At 45.2% G+C, this 23,327-nt stretch carries 22 protein-coding genes; 5 read left to right on the top strand and 17 right to left on the bottom strand.

Annotated elements, in window-relative coordinates:
• Positions 1–32: 32 nt before the first annotated feature.
• Positions 33–668 carry a hypothetical protein gene (locus E0698_RS24945; protein WP_192513266.1) on the top strand — a complete coding sequence of 212 codons (636 nt, stop codon included), beginning with the start codon at positions 33–35 and terminating at the stop codon, positions 666–668.
• A 105-nt stretch (positions 669–773) separates the two neighbouring features.
• Here the strand turns inward: E0698_RS24945 and E0698_RS24940 are convergent, their stop codons facing one another.
• On the bottom strand, positions 774–1,205 hold the full coding sequence (locus E0698_RS24940; protein ID WP_192513265.1) for a hypothetical protein: 432 nt from the start codon (positions 1,203–1,205) through the stop codon (positions 774–776).
• Positions 1,205–3,052 carry a DEAD/DEAH box helicase gene (locus E0698_RS24935; protein ID WP_192513264.1) on the bottom strand — a complete coding sequence of 616 codons (1,848 nt, stop codon included), beginning with the start codon at positions 3,050–3,052 and terminating at the stop codon, positions 1,205–1,207. Before E0698_RS24935 ends, E0698_RS24940 begins: the two co-directional genes overlap by 1 nt.
• A 751-nt stretch (positions 3,053–3,803) precedes the next feature.
• Here E0698_RS24935 and E0698_RS24930 point away from each other — a divergent pair.
• Positions 3,804–5,144 carry a hypothetical protein gene (locus tag E0698_RS24930; protein WP_192513263.1) on the top strand — a complete coding sequence of 447 codons (1,341 nt, stop codon included), beginning with the start codon at positions 3,804–3,806 and terminating at the stop codon, positions 5,142–5,144.
• Positions 5,145–5,189: 45 nt separating this feature from the next.
• Here the strand turns inward: E0698_RS24930 and rlmH are convergent, their stop codons facing one another.
• Entirely contained in the window at positions 5,190–5,669 is a 480-nt protein-coding gene (gene rlmH / locus E0698_RS24925; protein ID WP_013312768.1) for a 23S rRNA (pseudouridine(1915)-N(3))-methyltransferase RlmH, read from the bottom strand.
• 161 nt (positions 5,670–5,830) lie between these two features.
• On the bottom strand, positions 5,831–6,682 hold the full coding sequence (locus E0698_RS24920; RefSeq protein ID WP_192513262.1) for a DNA-binding protein: 852 nt from the start codon (positions 6,680–6,682) through the stop codon (positions 5,831–5,833).
• A gap of 166 nt (positions 6,683–6,848) precedes the next feature.
• On the opposite strand from E0698_RS24920, the gene E0698_RS24915 reads away from it, so the two are divergent.
• Complete coding sequence (locus E0698_RS24915) at positions 6,849–7,193, top strand: helix-turn-helix domain-containing protein (protein WP_192513261.1); 345 nt, start codon at positions 6,849–6,851, stop codon at positions 7,191–7,193.
• Between the two features lie 148 nt (positions 7,194–7,341).
• On the opposite strand, the gene E0698_RS24910 is transcribed toward E0698_RS24915, so the two are convergent.
• The 4 genes from E0698_RS24910 to E0698_RS24895 all read right to left on the bottom strand — a co-directional run bounded on the left by E0698_RS24910 (position 7,342) and on the right by E0698_RS24895 (position 9,960).
• Entirely contained in the window at positions 7,342–7,833 is a 492-nt protein-coding gene (locus E0698_RS24910) for a DinB family protein (protein WP_192513260.1), read from the bottom strand.
• Between the two features lie 28 nt (positions 7,834–7,861).
• The gene (locus tag E0698_RS24905; protein ID WP_192513259.1) at positions 7,862–8,800 is read right to left on the bottom strand and encodes a helix-turn-helix domain-containing protein; all 939 of its coding nucleotides are present in this window, start codon (positions 8,798–8,800) and stop codon (positions 7,862–7,864) included.
• Between the two features lie 119 nt (positions 8,801–8,919).
• A complete protein-coding gene (locus E0698_RS24900; RefSeq protein ID WP_081750721.1) occupies positions 8,920–9,087 on the bottom strand; it encodes a CxxH/CxxC protein in 168 nt (55 codons plus the stop codon).
• Positions 9,088–9,195: 108 nt separating this feature from the next.
• A complete protein-coding gene (locus E0698_RS24895; RefSeq protein ID WP_192513258.1) occupies positions 9,196–9,960 on the bottom strand; it encodes a class I SAM-dependent methyltransferase in 765 nt (254 codons plus the stop codon).
• 235 nt (positions 9,961–10,195) lie between these two features.
• Here E0698_RS24895 and E0698_RS24890 point away from each other — a divergent pair, with 235 nt between their 5' ends.
• Complete coding sequence (locus E0698_RS24890) at positions 10,196–11,917, top strand: cellulase family glycosylhydrolase (protein WP_192513257.1); 1,722 nt, start codon at positions 10,196–10,198, stop codon at positions 11,915–11,917.
• A gap of 88 nt (positions 11,918–12,005) precedes the next feature.
• Here E0698_RS24890 and E0698_RS24885 read toward each other — a convergent pair whose 3' ends face one another.
• Positions 12,006–13,241: a S1C family serine protease gene (locus tag E0698_RS24885; protein ID WP_192513256.1), complete on the bottom strand. Its 1,236-nt coding sequence runs from the start codon at positions 13,239–13,241 to the stop codon at positions 12,006–12,008.
• Between the two features lie 484 nt (positions 13,242–13,725).
• Here E0698_RS24885 and E0698_RS24880 point away from each other — a divergent pair, with 484 nt between their 5' ends.
• Positions 13,726–13,932, top strand: coding sequence for a hypothetical protein (locus E0698_RS24880; protein ID WP_192513255.1), 207 nt, complete (start codon positions 13,726–13,728; stop codon positions 13,930–13,932).
• Here the strand turns inward: E0698_RS24880 and E0698_RS24875 are convergent.
• From E0698_RS24875 to E0698_RS24840, 8 genes are all read right to left on the bottom strand, one after another.
• Entirely contained in the window at positions 13,901–14,707 is an 807-nt protein-coding gene (locus E0698_RS24875; RefSeq protein WP_134911794.1) for an MBL fold metallo-hydrolase, read from the bottom strand. The genes E0698_RS24880 and E0698_RS24875 overlap by 32 nt on opposite strands.
• A 6-nt stretch (positions 14,708–14,713) precedes the next feature.
• Positions 14,714–15,478, bottom strand: a complete 765-nt coding sequence (gene yycI, locus E0698_RS24870; protein WP_192513254.1) for a two-component system regulatory protein YycI — start codon at positions 15,476–15,478, stop codon at positions 14,714–14,716.
• 34 nt (positions 15,479–15,512) lie between these two features.
• On the bottom strand, positions 15,513–16,856 hold the full coding sequence (locus E0698_RS24865) for a two-component system activity regulator YycH (protein ID WP_192513253.1): 1,344 nt from the start codon (positions 16,854–16,856) through the stop codon (positions 15,513–15,515).
• Positions 16,853–18,607, bottom strand: a complete 1,755-nt coding sequence (gene walK / locus E0698_RS24860; RefSeq protein WP_442953260.1) for a cell wall metabolism sensor histidine kinase WalK — start codon at positions 18,605–18,607, stop codon at positions 16,853–16,855. Before walK ends, E0698_RS24865 begins: the two co-directional genes overlap by 4 nt.
• A 71-nt stretch (positions 18,608–18,678) precedes the next feature.
• Positions 18,679–19,410 (bottom strand): response regulator YycF, encoded by a 732-nt coding sequence (gene yycF / locus E0698_RS24855; protein ID WP_134911790.1) that lies wholly within the window; start codon positions 19,408–19,410, stop codon positions 18,679–18,681.
• Between the two features lie 231 nt (positions 19,411–19,641).
• Positions 19,642–21,165 (bottom strand): M23 family metallopeptidase, encoded by a 1,524-nt coding sequence (locus E0698_RS24850; RefSeq protein WP_192513252.1) that lies wholly within the window; start codon positions 21,163–21,165, stop codon positions 19,642–19,644.
• A gap of 421 nt (positions 21,166–21,586) precedes the next feature.
• On the bottom strand, positions 21,587–22,252 hold the full coding sequence (locus E0698_RS24845; RefSeq protein WP_192513251.1) for a hypothetical protein: 666 nt from the start codon (positions 22,250–22,252) through the stop codon (positions 21,587–21,589).
• 144 nt (positions 22,253–22,396) lie between these two features.
• Positions 22,397–23,113 (bottom strand): GntR family transcriptional regulator, encoded by a 717-nt coding sequence (locus tag E0698_RS24840; RefSeq protein WP_149096170.1) that lies wholly within the window; start codon positions 23,111–23,113, stop codon positions 22,397–22,399.
• Positions 23,114–23,327 lie beyond the last annotated feature (214 nt).

The following is a 23,327-nucleotide window of genomic DNA, read 5'->3' as shown; positions in this document are numbered from 1 at the left end:
AATCAGTATGAACGGTTGTACCGAAAACCCGCTTGAAATTCTCGACTTTGGGTGTCCATTCTATTGACAGTAGTCCACAAAGAGCTACACGTAAACGCGCCAATGGAGAGCGGTATTATACGCTGTATTATCAATGCGGACAGTTTGCCAACAAAGGAAGTGCGGTATGTAGAGCCAATAGTATACGTGCCGATTATGTTGAACCGGAAATACTGAGACGGATACAGGAATTTGTGAATCAACCGCAGTTGATCGAAGATGTGATGAATAGGTTAAATGGGAAACAGAAAGTGGATAAAGGGGCTTTGATTGATGAGTTAAAGCAGATTGACAAGGAAATAAGCGACCTTGCACGTAAGAAATCTAAATACTTCAAATTGTATGAGGAGGATATGCTGGAAGTTCATTTACTTAAGGAACGAGTGGGGGAATTGGCTGAGCAGGAAACGGTACTGTTGAAGCAAAGAGTGGATATTGAGGATGTTCTTAAAAATGAGGGTGGTAATCCGGTAAATTTGGATCAAATACGTGGGATGCTTGGGGAGTTCACAGGGTTGTTCGATCAAATGAGTAATGAGCGAAAAAAGCAATTGGTACATGCAATTATTAAACGGGTAACGGTGGCGTCTGATAGAAAGATTAGGGAAATCCAATTGATAATACATTAAACAAAGTAAGCAACGCATTCCTTGAGTTTCATTTATTCCTGTGCCATAGCAAATTGGTCACAAAAAAATAGAAGAGAGGCACTAATGCCCTGCCTCTCTCCTATTTTACGCCGTTAAGTTATATAATTTATTCTCAATTTTTGATTTGAGATTATCAGGTAAAGTTGAAATGAAATTCGACATCTGGCTTTCATTATAAACCTCGATTAATAAACCTACTAACTCATCAAGGATTTTTGTTTCAGTAGAACTTCTATCCCACAGTAACTTTGCTTCTCCGCACATTACCTCTTCTATTTTTACCAACGTCTTATCAAGGGTATAGTGATATCTAAGTTTAATTTTTAAAGTTCTTGAAGCTATGTTTTCCAAAAAGGTAAGTTCACCAATAATCATTCCATTTTGTTTCTTATAAGATATCTCATCATACTCATGTAAAAAGATATTATCAATTAAATCGTAGGGTTGTACCCCATCAGTAAGCAATAAATTTATCAATTCATTGATTTTCTTGTTTATCATGGTTGTCATTTCCACTATAGCATCCTCCTCAGCTCTTCAATTATCACACCAAGATACTTCTGTGACTCAAGTAGCGCCTCCGGCTCTCTTTTCTTAACAGGGCCGTATTTTAAATATAATCTTGCATTAATGTATCTTACCAATATTCCATCATTGGTACAATCACTATTTAAGTTATGGATTATCTTATTAAATTTAAAATATAACTCAGTTCCTTTGGGATTAATATCCTTTTCGGAAAGTATTACTTGTACAGCTTCATTAGCATTATTAAATAAGAGCCCTCTGGTTTTTTTCCTTAATAACTCTGGTCTCTTGGATAGTAATAACTCATCAAGCTCCATTTTTTTGGATGTAATTGACTGCTTTCTTAATGCATCTTTCGCTGCGAGTACTTCTTCCTCACTAAACCCTGCATCTCTGAGTTTTTGGATTTTACTCTCCAGTTCTGAATCAATTTGACGTCTCGCTTCTTCAAACATTTCATTGAAATCAAGCCCAGAGAGGTACGATTCTTTATCACTTATAAAATACTCATCTTTTTCAATAGAGGCATATACAATTTCTCGTTTTGTATATTCTCTATCAGATATCTCGTAATCTTTCACAGGAATTCTTTTGCTATTTTCAACTTCCTTAGAGAATACTTCCCACATTAAATTTAGACCTATCTCTTCATGGAATATAACGACTGCATTATTATCTATTGCAAAATCTGTTATTTCATCACTAGGAATAGCTCTTAAAATTCTCCCTACTACTTGTGCAAATGCATTTAAACTCCTGTAAGGCCTAAAAAGAGATAAAACTGTCAAATATTTATGATCGTACCCTTCCATTAGCATGTTTACGGAAACAACCACTTCACATCTATGTTCCTCAATGTCCACAAATGCTTTTTCAAGTTCATCTGGCTTCATCCCACTATGAACGATACAGACTGTACTCCCCTTTTCTTTGTACCAGTATGCAACATCTCTTGCATGTTCAATACTACATGCTACAGCCAGAATCTTATGCGGAACATTAGGAGAAGTATTTTTGATGATTTTAAGTTGATTTATACTTTCATCTATAACATCCATTGAACATTCTTTGGAAAGCGCGATGGATTTCTCAATCCACTCTTTTTCCTTTTTAGCAAGAACTTCATCTTTACTATATTTTTTAGGGTCACCAGGAATAGAAAAATATAAATTGTCGTTGTTAATGGTTGCTTTCCTAAGCCATTTTACATATTTCAATGCCATAACTTCAGATAAAGATGTATTGTGAATCTCCTCGCCTGGCAATTCTTGATGATCACCTCTATAAGGAGTCCCTGTTACGTGCAATTTCTTAGCTTCTGAAAAATACCGTAAGGCTTCAACCCATGTATTTGCTACAGAGTGGTGAGCCTCATCTACAATAATTAAATCAAAAAAATTTCGTGGTACTTTACTTAATAAAGAATTTGGGCTATTAATATTTAATTTGTGGACATTCGTAATAACAAAATTACATTTCTCTAAGCTAGACATTAACATGTCAGTTTCATATTCCTCCACCACTGGCATATCCTCAGGGGAGAATATTACATCCTGATTCAGCCAGAAATTATCCTCTAATGGATGCAATGTCTTAACCACACTCTTTTTTGTCACCAGACCTGGAGTTATTACCAGGACTCTCTTAGACGAAACCCCATAAGGTGCAATTGATATTAAACCACTCTTACCTGTACCAGTAGGTAAAACTACCAATGCTTCGCCTGTCGGGTTACTTTCAAAATATTCCTTAATCTTAATATAAGCTTCAATTTGTGGTTCTCTAAGCTTTTTGTTATCAATAATATTAGGAACAGTCTCTATGAAGTAAGTCAATATGCGCACTCCCTTTGGGGCATTTTGTATAATATGGATTCGACATCAATCATTGAGTTCCTTCTTTAGTCCTAAATTTATATGCATTGCCGTTACTTATGATACGGTTCACTAGTATCTATTGATAGGATAAACTCGGATGATTCAGGTACTTCCTTACAATAACATATGACTACGCGAATTCATTAACGTGCGTATCTACTTCGTGTGTCTTAGGGCATGATGATGTGATATATCGATATCATCGCAAAATCCTCCAGGTTTTCTGAGGAAGAAATGAAACAATCTTGAATTTATACAATAGTTGTAAATACTGTGATGAAATAATCGGTATGCTTAAAGAATAAATAAACTAGCTGTCTCAAATACTATGAAATTGTTGCCGATAATCGAAATATGGTTATCGGCAACATTTTCATATAAAACTAATGACAATCAACAGGAGGGAATTATTATTTTTAAGTGGTTGCATGAAAAAATATTATCATTTAATGGATTTTTTGCTTTTAATTCCATGAATATTATGTTAGTTGTATTGACTCATAAATACCCGATTTTCACTCTGCTTATGATAATATCTACAAGCTACTCAATATATGCTGCGTTTATATTGAGTTGGAGAGTTTTCAAGTCGATAAAGGGATTGAAAGACCTACAGTATTTTTATATTAACTCTTACTTTAATGATTTGCTTCACAGGAAGAGTATTATACATAATGCCATTAAATTGTTGATCGGGTGTTTTTTATTAGTGTCCACATTATTAGTTGGGGTAGAAGTGATATTTAATCGTCCATCCATACTCAACGATAATGATGTTACGCTACCATTTCTCTTCTTGGTTGCATTTGCGTTCATACTAATAATTAGGTTAAGCCATTCAAAAGTCAGTCCTGTGTTAATGATATTGGTTTCGACATTCTTTGGTCTAATGATTCTAATAATCTCCTTCATGGTACTGCTATTAATTATTACTTCGCTACTTGCCTTTTCAATGAAGTTTCTTGAAACAGGAACCCCGCCTTCGTTTACTAGTGCGGAATTTCGGGGCTTTATTGATAATTTAATTCACGTAGGAGTAGGCTTTATTTTCATTGCGTCGGATAAATCATATTTTTTATCGAACTTGCTCGTCTCAATTTTTATTCAGGTACTTATTATCGGTATTACACCGCCATATTTTTTTAAACGATCAAAAAATGCATTTACTTTCGTGAATTACATTTTTAATGCGTTGATACTATTACTATTATTTGTATCACAAGATGTATCAAACAGCATTAATACATTTGTTATAGGATTTGATGCAAAAGGTTTTGAAGAATTTCTCAATCTAACAAATAGCAATACGTTTAAAGAGTTGTTTGATAAGTTTATTAACGTGACTCTGATGCCATATATCATAGGTTCATTTATAGGATTACTTCTACTGGATCGCAAAGAAGAAGCCTTACAGAAAAAAGCCAGAAACAGTTATTTAACTGCTTTGCATCTTCATAATATTGAAGACGTAGAAGATGTTGTTATCCTTCTAAAAAAATCCGTATACTATGGTGGAGAAAGCTACGAGTTACTTATCAGAAGTAATAATGATTTTATTGCGTACAACAACTCATTGTTAACTGATGAATCCGTTAGTACTTCGTGGGGGCATCGCGTGACTAAATTTATTGGCACCGCTTTTAATCGTCTTCTTTCTGCATTGCAGATAATTATCTATTTCTCAAAATCGATTCCATCAAGAATTTCAAAATTACCGATTGTGCTACGGCAGTTTGCTGATAATTACAACTTGCGAACCCAAATGATTATTCTAAGTATTGCTTTTAGCGGGTTCGCTGTGTTTGCACTGCTGGACTTTATTTCAATAAATCGTGAAATTAATACAATGTTTAGATTACTGAAAATATTATTTAACTCACTATCAATAGCCTTTCCCACACTGTTTTTAATTGCTACTGCTAGCTATTTATATTATCGCAAAAGACTTCATATAGCAGTATTCTACTTTATCGCTAGTGTGTTTTTAATAACGGTTCTTACTTTTGACTATTTCCTAATAAAAATACTCATAGGGAGTCTCAAACTATAATTTATATTCACCGTATCTATCGATAGGCACAAATTTGCGTTGCCGTTACTTATGATACGGTTCCCCCCGATTAATCTTCACCGCCCGGTAAATCTGCTCCACCAACACCAGCCGCATCAGTTGATGAGGCAAGGTCATCCTTCCGAAGCTTAGCTTCTGCTGAGCACGGCGAAGGACTTCGTCAGAAAGACCGTGGCTACCACCAATAACGAAGACAACATGGCTTGTACCGTAGGTGCCAAGTTTGTCCAATTCCTCTGCGAGTTCTTCCGAGCTCCACAGTTTGCCGTCGATGGCGAGCACAATGACATGTGCTTCACTTTTCACATGAGCAAGAATACGCTCGCCCTCTCGCTCCTTGACCTGTCGAACCTCCGCCTCGCTCAGTGTGTCAGGAGCCTTCTCATCCGCTACCTCGATCATTTGAAACTTGATGTATGGCCCCAGCCGTTTAGCGTATTCCTGAATTCCCATGACCAAATACTTCTCTTTTAACTTCCCCACACCTATAAGCTGAATAAACAAATTCCATACCCCTATCTATGTCGAATGATAATGTAAAATCGTATTTACGATCCCTAACATGAAAAGATACCTTTAACATAGTTATTTTAGCACCTGAAACGTCTCTTACCTATCTATTTCCTCTCCACTACGAGCCTACTCCCTGTTCAGATCATAGCGGATCATTCATTTACGCTCTTCACAATGAAATGCCTATCAGTTCCATATTCATCAAGACACTGCATTAGCATCTGACGATATTCGCTGATTTGTTCAGCTGTCGCAGACTCGCGCAGGGACTCAAACAATGCTGTACATTTCTTAAATTGACCATCATTACCCGACTGATCGGCAAGTTGCATCGCCCGCACAGTAAATCCCACTGCATCCTGTAATCTATCGTACTTCCGATAGTACAAAGCCAAATGAAAGCAGTAGCTATAATAGTATGATATGTTCTCTGCGTCTTCATAACTCCCGAATTCATCAATCTGCTCTGCAAACGTATGTAAAATATCTCCTACATCCAAATGATACATAAGCGCTGCCTGTAATATGGTATTCAGCCCCGGTAATATTTCCTCTAGATTATCCTGTAAAAAGGCTACATATTCCTCGATCAGCTCTATATTTCCAGACAAAATATCTACTGCATATAAATTAGTTTTGGCTATAAACCTGAATTCCTCAACAACCTGATTGTCTTCTTCCTTTAAATCCTCCATCCACCCCAGCTCAGCATACTTATAGATGCACTCCCTTGCCTGCTCATATGCACCCTGGTTCTGGTGAGCCATTCCACACATCAGGTGACTGAGCCCAAAATAATATACCAGCGGGCGCTCTAAATTGACATCCGGAATGGGTAATTTCATTGCTTTATGATACTGCCGTTCTTCATAGATACGCTGTACACATCGGTACAAAATATCCGCCGTCTCCATCACCTTTTTCCAATTTTCAAAAGCCACAGCCATCTCTAACATTTCAACAATGATGTCCGGTTTGAGTGATTTTAGGATAGAAGTTTTCAAGAGTAGCCTCTCCTCATATTTCCATTTACAACCAATTGTATAGAAAACGAGAATGAAGGTCAATATAAAAAAGTACTTAAAAGTACTATTTTTAATGATTTTATTTTGAACTAGATGGTCTGTAACGATATTCTCTCCTCTTCTAACCTTAAGTGGAGGTGATTACATGAGTTTACCAGAAAGTGTCGGAAATCGGATACGGGAGCTAAGAAAAGCTAAAGGCTGGACACAGGAACAACTGGCAGAAGCAGCAGGACTTCATTACAGTTATATTGGCGGAGTAGAACGTGGGGATCGAAATATTTCATTGGAGACGTTGGAAAAAATAATTTTAGCGTTAAAAGTTCCACCCTTTGAACTTTTTCAATTCGATGAAACTTCGGATCGAAAACAAATCATAAATGAACTTATGGTACTCATAAATTCAAGAGAAACAACAGAGCTCGAAATTCTTACTACTATAACAAAAAATATTGTTGGTTTAATTGAGTTACAACAAAAAATGAATTGAACATAAAAAGCAAATCGGGATTCTCAGACGAGTTAGTAAAGAAGTTTCACGCGCGTTTGAGTAAGGCCATTCCATCCCGGAAAAGCTTGATTACAACCAAAAAAAGAGCACCGCACAGGTGCCCTTCAAACCTTTTTATAAAAAACACTCAAGCGTACAACATAAAAAAGCTCACTTCATGCCCCAACTGCTTCAAATAATTATAGATCTGCGAACGGTGATGGAACACGTGTGTCATGGTCTCAATCTGCCATTGGACCTGCAAATGTCCATGCTCCATATAAAAAGCTTTGGTCGAACGATTCAAATAATCGTCTTCGCTGAGCGAAAGAATGTAAGCCTTATATGCCTCAAAATTCTCCCTGAAACTTGCAGCCAAACGTTCGGGATCGTTTACCTCGGACAGGCTGTTTTCAATATTCCCTACTTCTTCCTCGGACTTCTCCTGATGCATAATCGCAAGATCCGAAGCAGGAATGAGTACAAAATGATGCACTAGCTCCAAAAGTGAGCGGAAATTGTCCTGTGGGCGAAAGCTCCAATCCTCTGGACGTATTTTACGGATCAGGGCTTCACCTGTTCGTACTCCAGTCTCCAGCTCATTCAGCAGGTGTTCCCGGATTTGCAGCGTTCCACTCATGTTCTCATCTCTCCTTTGTCATTCTTCTTCATGTTTTGAGTATAACGGAAGCCTCAGGACGTGTATTGTAAAAATCGGACAACTTTCGAAAATCCCTTGCCGCTGTAAGCGGAGAATCTCCATAAAACCTGCGAAAATCGCGGATTAAATGCGCCTGGTCGAAAAAGCTGTGCTTCAATGCCAGCTCCGTCCAATCCAGACCCCCGCCGCTTTGGATACTGTGTAGAACGCTCTGGAAGCGGACGACTTCACTGAACTTTTTGGGACTGATCCCGATCCATTGCCCGAACTTGCGGTTGATCTGTCTTTCACTGATCGTTTCGCGCTCTGCTAGCTCTTTAACACTCATACTCCCACTACTTACAAAGATACGATGCAGCAGGTTTTTCATCAGGTCACAATCGTTCGTCCCTTGGCGCAGTATAAGCTGGTTCAGATACTCGTCCATTATGCGCACCCGTTCATTGAAATCCCGAGCTTCCAAAATGCGCTCACCTATGATCTCGATATTCTCGGGCCATATATCATCCAAGCGATAATTACCGCCTGTAAACAAGTGAGTCGGCATACCGTGAAAATAATGTGCCCCGCCCGGAAAAAATCGCACAGCAAAAATGCGTGTCTCGGACCCTGCTTGTCTGGCAGATACGAACGGATGTGTAAACGTCCCGCAGTACGAGATATCCTGACTCCTACTCACCGGGTTGTATTTTAATAGAATATCCGTACAGCCGTCAGGTAATACCCGATCCACCGCTTCTTCACCTGACAAGCTTAATGTAGCTTCGTTACCACACGAAACACCCAGATTCCCCTCCAAAACCTCTCCAGTAACCGGACCGGACTCCCAATAGCAAGCGACATAAGCTCTCAGCGGAGCAGACGGCCTTTTTTCGATATAGGTTGTGGAAGAATCACTTCCATTGACCTGAATCGGACGAAACAGTGAATGCAGCAAAGGGTCCATCCATCGTTCACTCCTGTCTCAGCACCTGTTGGGAATAAGTATAGCTATATGTATGAGGATTTTGCAAAATCCTAGTATACAAAAAGGACGTTTCTGCCCGAAACGCCCGTGCTTGTTTTTTAGACGACTAAAAATTCCGCTTTCTGCTCACATTCCTTGCACTTCACTGGAGGGTCCCAATCCGAAAATTTCGTTTCCTTGAGATCGACGACATCCGGTGCATCCTCGTATTCATCGACGAACATATCAATTGCCAGTTCCACATGCTCTTTACATACCACGTACATCCCAGTTGCATCCCTTTCCGTATGAAGCTCTTCCAGTTGTTTGGTGTCTGTTACAAACGCCTTCTTTTGTTCTACCACACTTGACGCGGAAAGAAAAGGGCTTGATTCCTATCCCTGACGCTTAGTTTTAAAAATGAGAAAATGACTGACGTTCAGGTCCTCGTGGTAATCGGGATATCGTTCCAGCATCTCTGCCGACGGCTTCGGTTCGATCATGGCTTCCAGTAGCAGACCCGCTCCAATAATAGCCTGTACGTAGCTGCCCAGCGTGCGGTGGAAGTACAGAAGCTTTTCCTCCTGATCATAAGGCATATCTTGCTCCAATGCGCCTTCGCTGAAATAGCGATTTACTTTCCAGTGCAGCTTTTTCCCTGCCTCATCCTTCACCCATCCACTATCTGGCGTCTGAAAGCACGGATGCAATATAGAAAAAATAAAGCTGCCCCCTGGCACAAACAGCCGCCGCATTTCCGCAATCGCCTGCTCATAATCCTCCAAGTCCTGTATGACCATATTGGATACGATCTGGTCAAAGCTCTGATCCCCAAACATCTCCAGCTTCTCCAGATTACCGTGATGATACGTAATCCCCAAGTCTGACGGTGTCCGCTTTTTTGCAAGCTCCAGCATTTCCGGCGAATAATCGACACCTTCCACCAGTGCACCCGTCCTGACCATTTTACGGCTCAGATAACCTTCACCACACCCGGCATCCAGCACTTTTTTACCCACGAGGGTGCCCATGCATTCTTGTAATGCAGGATTCAACAGCACTTCGCGAGAGCGATCCCCTTCTTCAGTGTATCTGGCGGTAAAATTCTCTGCATGCATATTCCAGCGCCGAATGGCCTCTTCAGTGTCCCACTTGTTCATATCCAGTTCATTCTCCCTTCTTTACTGACTAAACCGTGCTAATCTGCTTTCCTCGTAGGACAATAAATTCTAAGCGAATTCTCTCTTATTATCAATAATAACGTTTACAATGATAAAATATCTAATTTACACATGATTTTCCCACTAATTATATAGGTATTCTATAATGGAATAGTATGGTAGTATCTCATTCGAAAGCGCTTTCAAAAATAACTTTGTAAAGGGGCCTGCCTATATGTTCAAACGAAGACCCGTTTCATTGCTGTCGCTGACCCTTGCCATTACTCTGTTGTTATCCACGTTCGCGTCCGTTGCCACCGCTGCTGAATCTGACGGACAAGCACCACAAGCCACCGCAGTAAGCAATATGCAATCGTATGTCGAAGCCATGCAACCCGGATGGAATCTGGGCAATTCTCTGGATGCTGTCGGGGCAGATGAGACTGCCTGGGGCAATCCACGCATTACTCAGGCACTGATCAAGAAAATTGCTGCCCAAGGGTACAAAAGTATTCGTATTCCCGTCACCTGGGATAAGCACATCGGAGCTGCACCGAATTATACCGTTGACGCTGCCTACATGAACCGTGTAGAAGAAGTCGTCCGCTGGGCACTGGATGCCAATCTGTACGTCATGCTCAATGTCCATCATGATTCGTGGTTATGGGTAAGCAGTATGGAGCCCAAGCATGACGAAGTGCTGGCTCGTTATAACTCACTTTGGACACAAATTGCCAATCGCTTTAAAGATCAGCCGAACAAGCTGATGTTCGAGAGCATTAACGAACCCCGTTTCTCCGAAGGAGGAACGACGGATGAAGCGAAAATGAACCAGATGCTCCAAGAACTGAATGTTTCCTTCCACAAAATCGTCCGCGCCTCTGGCGGTAATAATGCAACCCGCCCACTTGTTCTGCCCGGCTTGGATACTTCACCTGCCCAGAACAAAATCAACGAGTTGTACAACACGATAACCAAACTGAACGATCCCAACCTGATTGCGACTGTCCACTATTATGGCTATTGGCCTTTTAGTGTGAATATTGCCGGATATACTACATTTGAGAAGGATACCAAAAACGATATTATCCAAACCTTTGATAACGCCTATAACACATTTGTAGCCAAGGGTATCCCGGTCATCGTCGGTGAATACGGCCTGCTCGGCTTCGATAAAAATACAGGTGTTATTGAACAAGGCGAAAAGCTGAAATTCTTTGAGTTTTTGACCTATTATATGAAAGAGAAGAAAATAACAAGCATCCTCTGGGATAATGGCCAGCATTTTAACCGCACAACATACAAGTGGTCCGATCCTGAACTCTTTAATGTCATGAAATCCAGCTTAAAAGGACGTTCCTCCAATGCAGTCAGTGACCTCATTCACTTGAAGAAAGGCACTTCCGTTCAGGATGCCATGGTCTCTTTAAACCTGAACGGCAACCAACTGAACACACTCAGCGCCAACAACAAGCAACTGAAACAGGGCACCGACTACACACTGAGCGGAGATACATTAACCTTGAAGGCCAGCTTGCTTACCAGCCTAACCACTTCCGGTAAATATGGTGAGAATGCAGTAATTAACGCCAAGTTTAATAAGGGGGCAGACTGGAATTTTAAAGTAGTCGTGTATGATACACCAAAATTAAGTGCAACCGAGGGTACTACGCAAACCTTTACCATTCCAACAGACTTCCGTGGCAGCCAGCTTGCCACGATGGAAGCTGTTTATACCAATGGCGGCAATGCCGGTCCGCAGGATTGGACACCGTATAAGGAGTTTGGCAACACCTTTGCCCCTGCGTATGATACGAATGGCATCAAGCTGCTGCCTGAATTTTTTAACAGTGTGAAGGATGGTGAAGTCACGCTGAAGTTCCATTTCTGGAGCGGCGATGTGGTAACATACAAGATTACCAAGAGCGGAACCCGTGTGACGGGAACGGCATCCTAACCTAAAATACAACCGACAAACTGAAAAGGCGTTCCCGGAAAATGATCCGGAGAACGCCTTTTTTATAGTTATGCCTATACATTAAACCTTAGCCTTCCGGCTTATCCGTTAACTTCAATGTCACGGATTCTTCCTTGCCTGCCCTGTAAAAGGTAACTTTTAGCTCATCGCCAATCTTCTTGTTATCGTACAAGTAGCGGCGCAAATCAAGCGTGGAGTTAATCGGTTCACTATCGAACGCGGTAATAACATCGTTCAGCTTCAAGCCTGCCTCCTTGGCAGGGCCGTGCGCCTCCAGAACAACCGCTCCGTCCTTTACGGTGTCAGGCAACTTGAGTTCCTTGCGCTGTGTTTCATCCAGCGGAGCATACTCATTATTGAGGTCAACTGTGTATACTCCCAGATAAGGACGGGTAATCTTGCCGTCCTCAACCAGTTCATTCACCGTCTTCATGACCTCATTGGCCGGAATCGCGAAGCCGAGTCCTTCCACACCGGTATCGGCAATTTTCATCGTATTGATGCCTATCACACGTCCGTCCAAATCGACCAGCGCACCGCCGCTGTTTCCTTCATTAATCGCTGCATCGGTCTGGATGACATGCTGTTCCCAGTCATATACGCCATCCTGATTAATGGAAATGGGAATAATCCGATTCGTATAGCTCACAATGCCGGAGGTGAGCGTATCGCCCAAGCCAAGCGGATTACCAATGGCAATCACGGTCTCGCCCAGACGAAGCTTACTGGAATCACCGATATCTGCTATTGTGCTAATGCCCTTATCGTCTACCGCCAGCACTGCGATATCGCTAATGCGATCCTTGCCGATCAGCTTCGCCTCTTTTTTGACACCATCCACAGTTACAATCTCCAGATCATCCGAGCCTTCAATCACATGATTGTTAGTCATAATGAAGGCTTTGCCGGAAGTTATCTGGAAAATAACACCCGATCCAAGCGCCGACGGCTCCGTGCTATGACCGTCTTCCCCTTTCAGGTTCACGATGCTGACGACGGCCGGACGCACCTTGGCTGCCGCCTGCACAATCCGGTCATACGGATCACCCGCCGCTTGGCGCATGGGATAATGACTTGCTCCGGTTACCGCTGTCGTGGAGGGCAGACCTGTAATAAAGCTGAACAGTAGCACCGCAACCACCGCACTAACTGCACCGCTAATGACAGCGGCCTGCACCGGACTCACGTCCCGATTCCTGTGCGGCCATCGTCCCTGTCCTCCACGACGTGCCTTGAATGCCTTTTTTTTGGCCGCACGCGTGGATACCCTCGTTGAATAAAAATCGTCATCAAACAAGCCCATGCTAATCCTCTCCCCTTCGTTGTCATGCACCGACACTCACTAAAAAATTAGGGCTATTCGGGCTTGCGCCAACCTATGCTACAGAGACTCGCTCCGTTTGAACGCCAAAATGGATTGAATATCCCCCATGACCGAAACAGCAGATCATTTCAGCCTACTTATTAATCACCACAAATGGGGCCTCCCTAAGCACCTGATCTCATAAACCAGCATACACGCCGCAATCCACTCCGAATAGAGGAAAAAGGAGGAATGATTTCCAAATCAATTGACTACAATAGTAACAAGTCTTCTATTCTATTACAAAATGATCGTCTCATAGAGACGTTCTGGCCTGTTCCCGTTCGCTCGTAACAGCTTATGCTTCTGATACGAGCTTTCTTTCAGAAAGCTTTCAGTTGTTAGCTTTATTGTATCACAGCACCCGGCAAAACCAAGCCGATCACACGCCATTTTTCAAATATTTTAACAGGAGGAATGTATGATGAATCAACATCGCTCAGCTATGGATGAAGTTCGTATGGCTGCCAAGCTTGCGGATCTGAAAGACGAGCATTACCGCAACACTCTGGCGTTAAGTACACTCATTGAGCTACTGGTGGACAAAGGCATTGTAACCCGCGAAGAGGTAGAACGCAAAGCCGCCGAGCTGGATAGTTTTATGACTCACTCACCTTATCCCACGGTGTAGGACGGTCATAATACGTATCACACAATCGGAACTCACTGTCCTTGTAAAAGCAGCCGCGGTCTTCCATCGCCCCGCGCACCGTCAGCTTTGCCAGCTCCATCATATTGTGGTCGCGGCTCAAATGCGCCAAATACGTTCGCTTCGTCCGCCCTGTCAGCAGCTCGCTAAGGATCGCGCCCGCCATTTCATTGGATAAGTGACCGATATCGCTGAGAATACGGCGCTTGATGTTCCATGGATAACGCCCCATGCGCAGCATTTCCACATCATGATTAGACTCCAGTACCAATACATCTGCGTCTGAAATGGCCTGCTTCACCTTGTCGCTGACATAGCCCAGATCGGTGGCTACACTGAGCTTTTCTGCCCCATCGTAAAAGCTATAGCCTACCGGCTCAGCCGCATCATGGGATATGCCAAAAGACTCTACGCGCAACGATTCAAATTCCCGTGTTCCGCCTGTCTCCAATATTCTGCGGTTATCGTCCGCAATCTGACCAACGGCATTACTGATGGCAAACCACGTCTTCTCATTCGCATACACAGGTAAATTATATTTACGCGCCATGGCGCCTAGTCCTTTAACATGATCGGAATGCTCATGTGTGACCAAAATACCATCCAACTCTTCTCCGCTCAGATCGCGTTCCTTCAGCAATTCATCAATACGCTTCGCGCTGAGACCTGCGTCGATGAGTAATGTCGTGTCTTCGTTCCGGACAACGGTGGCGTTGCCGGTCGAACCGCTCGACAGCACGGTAAATGAAATCCCCATATTTGTTCAAGACCCTTCTGTTTGTTCTGTCTTTGGACTTATGACATCTCCATTCATCTGCACGTAATACACGCCTTGCCCGTTATCCAGCATAAACCGCCATACAGGCGCAGCTACCTGGCTATCCGAGTTAAAGGTTTGTCCGTAATAACCAAGCCGTATATCCTTCACAATCGCATCACGCGGCAAATAACTGTCAATCAACCTTGCCAGCGCCTTGGATGCGGGCAGCATTTTCTTCGCTTCATCCGAGGGCTGGAGATCAACCTGAATTTTGCGATATCCGGTAATTTTCTGATTACTGTAAAACAGAGCCAGCTTCACATTAAATAAAGGCCACTTTCCCTGTACCAACGGGTGTAGCACAAAAGCATCTGCCTGTCCGGATGTAAGCTCCTCCTGAACATCCAGCGGATCATACTGGTAGTTGTCGATGTCCCTGATTTGCGGCTGCAATGCCTCAACCAGCGAATCGTGAGTGAATACAAGCTTGCTGTCTACCGGCTCCGGTAGCTTCACACGCACATCCTTTTCCCCGCCATGAACATATGTGTAAGACAGCTTCGGCAACTGGGGAGTATCCCCGGGAATCGGAGCCAACACCTGAATGCTCTTCTCTTCCATTGAACGCTGCGTATTTTCATCCAGCGAAGTAAAATCCAGATTCGGCCCTGCCGTTTCCTGCGCATCATTCCACAACTGGCGCCCCAACACTACATTGAGCAGCAAAAATGTACAGATCAGTACGTTTTTCGCGCGGCTCCAATCCATTCCCGTTCCCCCCTTCTACCATAAGCCTATATGGTCACTTCTTTGACTCCTGAGATTGCTGTGTTTGCGGTGTACTCGACGTTGTCGCTGTTACGGCCACAGCGTGAATCTCTGCCACTGAACCATCGCCCAACGTAACCCGCCACTCGGGAACGAGCTTTAACCCATCATTGGTCAGCTCCGGCTGATATACAGGGGTTAGATTTCTAATCGTTTTCCCTTTGGCTACAGCTTCCAACTGCTTCTTCAAGGTTTCGCCGCCTGGAAGCATAACCTTTTTCGAGGATTGTTCGCCGCCCTTTAGATACAACAGCGAACGATCATAGACGGATGCCGTTTCCTGCTGGATTTCCAACAAAATCGTGCCAAACCGGAAGGATGGCGTGTCCAGCACCGGATAAGCTCCGTAATACTGCTGAAACAGCACGCTTGTACGATTTTCATCGCTGCTTCTGATTTTCAGTTGATAAGAAGCATCCCAACCGCCATGCTGATTTACAAAATCAACTGCGGCCAACACATCCCTAATCGGGCTGCTTCCGCTCGCCCCCGGGGCGCTGGGATCGGTATAGCTCATCCATCGCTGATCCTGCTTGATTTGCAGACTGCGCTTGCTGTCTGTATAAATTTGGGAACCATCCTTCTCCTGAATATTACGCGTAATCCCCGGATCGAAAAATAAATTCCGCTGCATCTGCTCTGTCGTGAACAACCCGGCATATACCACTGGCTGCACCGTCTCCAGATTATCTGCGGGAATGTAATACTGATTATCCACCAGCTCGTACAACGGGGCATTTTTACCGAAATTCACATGCTGCCGGATATCCTCCACCGTCATATCGAACTGATTCGCCTCATACACCACATCGCCTCTGGCACTGAAAAAGAGAGCATGCGGCTTGGCATTTTTTTCATCTATATAGATCCAGATACGGTTAATCGTCTCTCCCTGAAATACAGAATCCGGCGTCAGACGCATGACCCTCTCCAGCAGTGAAACAGGAACGCCCCCCGAAAAGGACAATTCCATGCCCTCATTCTCGCTGCGAATCCGCGCCCAATCCGCCGACTGGATACTCCGACGTTGAAAGCTGTTAAAGCTCCGGCTTTCCAGCCGTTTAAAAATCAAATCATAGAAAGCAACTCCCGGATAAAAAACGGTGTGCTTATTTTGCCCTTGGTGAATCAGCATTTTATCGGGAAACACGAGATTTTCAATCTTTTTCTCCTGTCCCATGCTCTCGGTTTTAACATAGTTTGTCTCTGAGGTAAGTACAGAATCACTGCCCGGAAGGCGATAAATCAGAAAATAACTCTGTACGAGGCTGGAAGCAACCAGCAAAATAAGCGCCCATGACTTCAAACGTTCCTTCACTGTGCTTCCCTCCCTTCACCCGACATGGGTAGCGTAAAGGTCGTACAGGTTCCCTGACCGTATTCTGACTCCAGAAAAATCTGGCCCCCATGCGCCTTTACAATTTCCCGGGCAATCGATAGCCCCAAGCCTGTGCCACCCATATTGCGCGATCTGGCCTTGTCCACACGGTAAAACCGTTCAAAAATCCGGTCCAAATCCTTTTTCGGAATCCCGATTCCGGTATCCTGAACCGAAATAGCCAGCATTTCCTCACTATTACGGCGAGCTTCAATTCGAATATTTCCGCCCTCCGGCGTATATTTCAAAGCATTGGACATCAGATTGTCCAACACCTGCTCAATTTGATCCCGGTCAATCACGACCTTGCCGATCCCCTGCTCCACGAACATTCCAGACCGGATATTCTTTTGCTTCATTTGAAAAGAAAATCGATCCGCGACTTCGTCCAGCATCTCCATCACATCCGCAGGCTGCATCCGCAAAGGCGCCTCATTGGAATCCAGCCGCGACAGATGCAGCAAATCCGTAACTAACCGGATCATACGCTCCGTCTCGTTGCGGATCACGCCTACGAAACGCTCCGCGAGCTGCGGTTCACCCATTGCCCCGTCATCCAGCGCTTCGGCATAGCTGCGGATCGTCGTCAACGGGGTGCGCAGCTCATGCGATACATTCGCTACGAACTCCCGCCGTGTTGTCTCCATTTCCTCCTGCTCCGTCACGTCCTGAAGCACCGCAATCGTTCCCGTGATGCCGAATTCACGCCGATGAATCGGCGTGAACGTCACGCGGATAACGATCGGCTCGTCCTGACCCGCGGGCTCCAGTTGTAACAGCGTGGAAGCCGAGGAACCGCTGTACAGGGCCTCGGTTTCCTCCGGGTCGATACCGAGCAGCACCGCAATATGTCTGCCGGTCATTTCGTTCTCGTTCACGCCCAGCATCGCACTGGCTCGGCGGTTGACCAGAATAACCCGGCCATTGTCATCTGTAGCGACCACACCGTCGCTCATGTTGGTCAAGATGGAGGAGAGCTTTTCTTTCTCCTCTTCATTTTGCGACAACGCCTCGCGCAAGCGGCCTGTCATATAGTTAAAGGCCACGCTGAGCCTGCCGATCTCATCGTCGCCAAACACAGGCATCTGCTGGTCGAATTTGCCCTCGGCAACCTCTGTCGCATGACGCGTCATCACCTTGATCGGGTGTGTAATCGTATGCGCCAGCACCACGCCCAGCACAGCCGTCAACGCCAATGCAATGAGCATGCCTGATAGAAACACATTGTTAATGCGTTTCATCGTATCGTACAGCTCGCTCATGGAGGCAGCGATATACACTGCGCCGACAATCTTGCCTTGGCTGATGACGGGCTTGGCAACGACCTTCTTGCGGACATTATCCTCGTCCACCATGTATTCCTCGTTGTCACGGATACCCTGGAGTGCGCGGCTGACCACCGTCTGCGTATTTTTGCGTCCAACATAATCGGCGTGTGAGCCTTGGGACGTAATCAGCACCTTACCGCTGGCATCCAGCACCTGAATTTCTGCGCCGCTGAAATCAAACAGATTATTCACGCGTGCACGCAAACTTTCTACGCTGTCTTCCTCCATTTTACCGTCACTGCCGCTCAGATCTTGTTCTGCCAGCACGGACAGCATTTCCGCCCGTGCCTGCAAGTCCTGTGTAAAGTTGCTCGTCAAAGAGTTCTTCATCGAGCTGACAAAATAAACCCCGATCAGCTGCATCGCCACCAAAATCAACAGCACATAAATAATGATCAGCTTCGCATGAATGGTGCGAAAGAAAGACAGCCATCTCATGCCCGCAGGCCACCTTTGCCCCCGCTAATAATATATCCGAGTCCACGGCGCGTCAGGATCGTCTCCGGCTTGCTCGGGTTTTCCTCAATCTTCTCGCGCAGCCGCCGGATCGTCACATCCACCGTCCGCACATCCCCATAGTATTCGAAGCCCCACACCGCCTGGAGCAAATGCTCCCGCGTCATGACCTTCCCGGCATTTTTCGCCATATAATACAGAAGCTCATACTCCCGGTGCGTCAGATCGAGCGGTGTACCGTTTTTGTAAGCTGTATACATATCCGTATCAAAAAAGAGGTCCGCCACGCGCAGCCCCTGCTTCTCTTCCTGCGAGCGGCTTTCCGACGTGCCTCCCCCGCCGCGCTGCTGTCTGCGCATCTGTGCCTTCACCCGCGCCAGCAATTCCCGTGTGCTGAACGGCTTCGTCACATAATCATCTGCGCCCAGTTCCAGTCCCAACACCTTGTCGATTTCGCCGTCTTTGGCAGTCAGCATAATAATCGGCGTCTGTAGCTGATGCCCGCGCACCTCGCGGCACACGTCCATGCCGTCCATCCCCGGCAGCATCAGGTCGAGCAGAATCAGGTCAGGCTGCTGCTTGACCGCGATATCCACCGCGCTGATTCCATCGAAGGCGCAAATCACCTGATAGCCCTCTTTTTCCAAATTAAATTTCAAAATATCAGCGATAGGCTGTTCATCATCCACCACCAGAATCGTTCCCTGCATACAGCGCTCACCTCTTCTCACGGATCATGTTATATATTAACTTTCGTTTGTCAGTGTCCATAAGCTGCTTATTCTATTCTACCATACCCGCACGCCATTCCATCACTTGTCCAGCCCCTTTTTCTTACACGAAAAAAGCCATGCCTGCACTACTGTTAAGCATGCAGAAAAACATGGCCTTCCCCCGTAACCTCATGAATCATCAATAACTCATCGTTATAAACGATCCATCTATCTTAAATACGTCATTGGATTGCGTGGCGTATTCTCTTTACGAATTTCAAAATGCAGATGTGTTCCTGTCGAGCGTCCCGTGTTACCCATAACTCCGATCGACTCGCCTTGCTGAACCACCTGTCCTACTTGAACGCCAATGCTGCTCAAATGCCCGTACACCGTCTGGTAGCCGTTACGATGGTCGATCATAATGACATTGCCGTAGCCATTCTGCTGACCTGCAAATGTAACTACACCTTCATCCGATGCGTGAATGTCAGGACTGCCGACCAAATCGACACCCTCATGCATACGTCCCCAGCGTGCGCCAAAGCTGCTCGACATCGTTGCGCCGGACACCGGCCAAGCGAACTGTCCAGAGCCTTCACCTACGACCTTCGTTCCTTTCAGAACCACCTCGGTAACAGACGGCTGCAATACCTTTTGACCGAGCCATTCCTCTTGCACGACCTCGCCGTTCTCCTTGGTCAGACGGTAATCCATTTCCTTCAACCCTGCTTGTCCCGGTCTGACAACCTTGGTAACTCCTGCTTTCAGTTCATCACTTTGGCGAACCTCAATCTCAGGCTCAATGGCAATCTGCTCGACGACCTTCTCCACCGTCCGGACCGTAACCGGAGCCTTTGGAGCCGTGAGCTTCAGTTCATCCCCGATTTGCAGATACCGCTCACGCGAGCCGGGGTTGTTCTGCTTAATCTCCCAAGCGGTCATATTAAATTTATTCGCAATCGACGACAAGGAATCGCCTTCCTGTACTGTGTACGTTACGGGTGCCTCACGCGCTTCGGTCAGCGCTGTAACCGCTTCTGCCTCAGTCAGCACCTTGTTCGGGTCTGCTTTTACAGGCTCGTATGCAATTTTCTCACGAATACTAGCAGACTCCAGCCACGCTTTAGGGGTTTTGCTACTGGTACTTGCATGACTGCTGCCCACGGATGTTTTGCGAACCAGTCCCTTGATGCCTGTAGCCGTGCCTTCACCCACAGGTGTGTATTTCTTCTGCACTTGCTTCAAAGCCGCCTGCGCAGTCGCTTTATCCTTTACAATACCGACCGTCTGGCCATTGACCTTTACTTCTACTCCTTTGGCATACGCAGTCAGCATACCATCCAGCTTCTTCAGTGTTGCTCCGCTGTCGATATCCACTTTATACGCCTTTTCAATGCCTGTCGTTACCGCACTTGTATTGAGCACCATGTCCACACCGGGATACTTGTCCTTATATTGCTTGCTCTTCGTTGCATACAGTTGCTTTAGCTGTTGCTCATTGAGAATACTTCCAACCTCAACACCCTTTACATACACTTTATAATAAGGGACCGTATTGGCACCGACATATTGATTGCCAGCAAAAATAAGACTGCCTGCAATCACCACACCGCCTGCGATCCAGCTCAACCATTTTCTCCGTCCGTTCCACCACATTGCTATTTTTCCTGCTGCTCCAGCAGGCTTGTCTTCAACGCTTGAATCTTCTTTCCTGCTGTCTGGTGAATGCTTCCCCTTAAAAACCTCCATGATTCTCTCCTTTTCAGCATATCTTATCTCTATCAGCATTTTGCATCATTCGGTTCCCAACGCTCGAAAGTACAATAGATAGACGAACTAAACCGTTTCGATCTATATATTGCTAATTTGAAATTACTCTTGGGATTGTTGCAAAATACTCCTATATAAATGCGTTCGTTATTGGTTTTTCTCGCTATGAATCCAGTCTGTATTTACAAGTATCTATGATATTAGTCGCTATCTATCATTGCATAGTTGCGTAAAAGGTTTCAAAATTTTAACCTTTTCGCGACACTGTTTACTTTAACATAGCTTTTACAAAGAATTCAACTCCACTCCAATTTCTGCCTGACACGCAAAAAAATCCGCGCCCGGCGCGGATTCCACAGTCCTATTGTGAGCATGAGCATTACCCATAGTCGAATCGTTATTATTTAAGCATACCCATCAGCTTGTTATACTCTTCTTTCGTTAGATACTTCGCAAGCACCTGCTGAATATCCTGCAACTCTTGCTCGGTCAGGCCGCCTTCCATCGCGGCAGATATTTTCTGCATTTCCTCAGGCGGCAATTTATTCATCAGAATCGCAAAAATTTCCTGCTTCTGCTCGGCGGGTAAACTGTTCTTCTTTTCCGTCAAATTATCGGGCGTGATGACCAGGTCATGACCTTCAATACTCGTTTCAGGTGTAGTTGTACCTTCTGCTCGTTCCTGTGACGCGTTGCCAGATGCATCAGCCGACGAAGAACCGCCATCCTGAGGGGTTTTCCCATTCGTTGCCCCACTGGTACCCGTGCCGCTCCCGTTCGCTTCCAAGCCCTGTCCCATGACAGGTAAAGCATCATCAGGCGGTTTTACACTTTCCGAACCGCCGCCCGTAGCTTTATTTTTTCCCGTATCTGTACTTTTATCAGTACCAGAGCTTCCATTCAGCCAGCCCAATCCCCATACTGGCTGATGATCCAGTTGGATGTTAAACTGCCGCAGCAGCGATTGAACATAGGCATTCACGACCACACCTGTTACCGCCAGCGTTAAAGCGCTGACCAGCACCACCGTCATTCCTTTTTTAAGCAGCCATCCAAGCCACCTCATATCCCGTTACCTCCTTAATACGCATCCGCCATGTGTATCATCATGAAGTGCATATAGATCAGTATTGACGAGATATGACGATTTTTAACCCTTGGAATATGTAAAACTAGCACGATTGAATAGTAGATGTGATGCTTCCATGGATCAGCGTGTACGACGCACCCAGAAATGGAAAATGTCGCTGCGGACATAATCCAGTGAATACAACACCTGTCTGTTCAGCTCATCGTAATGAAGCTGCTTGAGCAGTAACACCGTGGCCTGCGGATGCTTCAACAGACGCGTCATATGGGCATCGTCATGACTCGGGACGGTAAGCTCCGAATACGCGCCAACGATTCGTACCCCGGCTTTAAGTTCCAGGCTTTGAAAAAGCGAACCCGAAAAAGACCCACCCTCCAAAATCGAACCTGCCAATGTCTCCGGCATCCAATTGATAGAATGGGCTACCGCTTCTCCATCGGCTGTGCGAGTCCGCTCCAGAACAATCATGGGCTCATTCTCGGAAAACCTCATTCGTTCGGCAATATCGGGGGGACAAATCGTCATCCTCTGGATAGATTCCAACTGCTCATCTTCCCGCAACCCTGCCGAACGAATCATGTCCCCGATGCTGTACAGGCGGTCCAGCGAGCTTGGAATACTCGGCAGCGGACAAGTAGCGAACGTACCACTTCCGTGCTTCACCAACAGCTTGCCTTCCGTTTCCAACTGGCGGACGGCTCCCCGTAGCGTCGCACGCGAGACGCAGAACAATCGGGAAAGTTCAGCTTCCGAAGGCAGCCTCTCGCCCGGCTCAATTTGGTTGACCTCTATATATTCCTCTATAAGCTGCTTAATGTTCTCTTGTTTTGTTGACACCGTCCAAAGCCCAGCCTTTCTATTATAGTGACCTGAGTTCAAGTGATATACATTGGATTTGTAAAGGCAATCATCGTGACGCAATCTTCCATATATCCATATAATTCGGCTCGCACCCAGCCTTTTCCTGTTGGATCTATTGGAATAGGTAAGGGTTTGATATGATCTCCGCCTTTTCCCCTCCTCCACACCGTGCATGCAGCTTTCACCGCAC

Source organism: Paenibacillus sp. 23TSA30-6, from assembly GCF_014858585.1.
Taxonomy (GTDB): domain Bacteria; phylum Bacillota; class Bacilli; order Paenibacillales; family Paenibacillaceae; genus Paenibacillus.
Note: the sequence above shows the minus strand (reverse complement) of the source record. Positions and strands in the feature narration are given on the sequence as shown.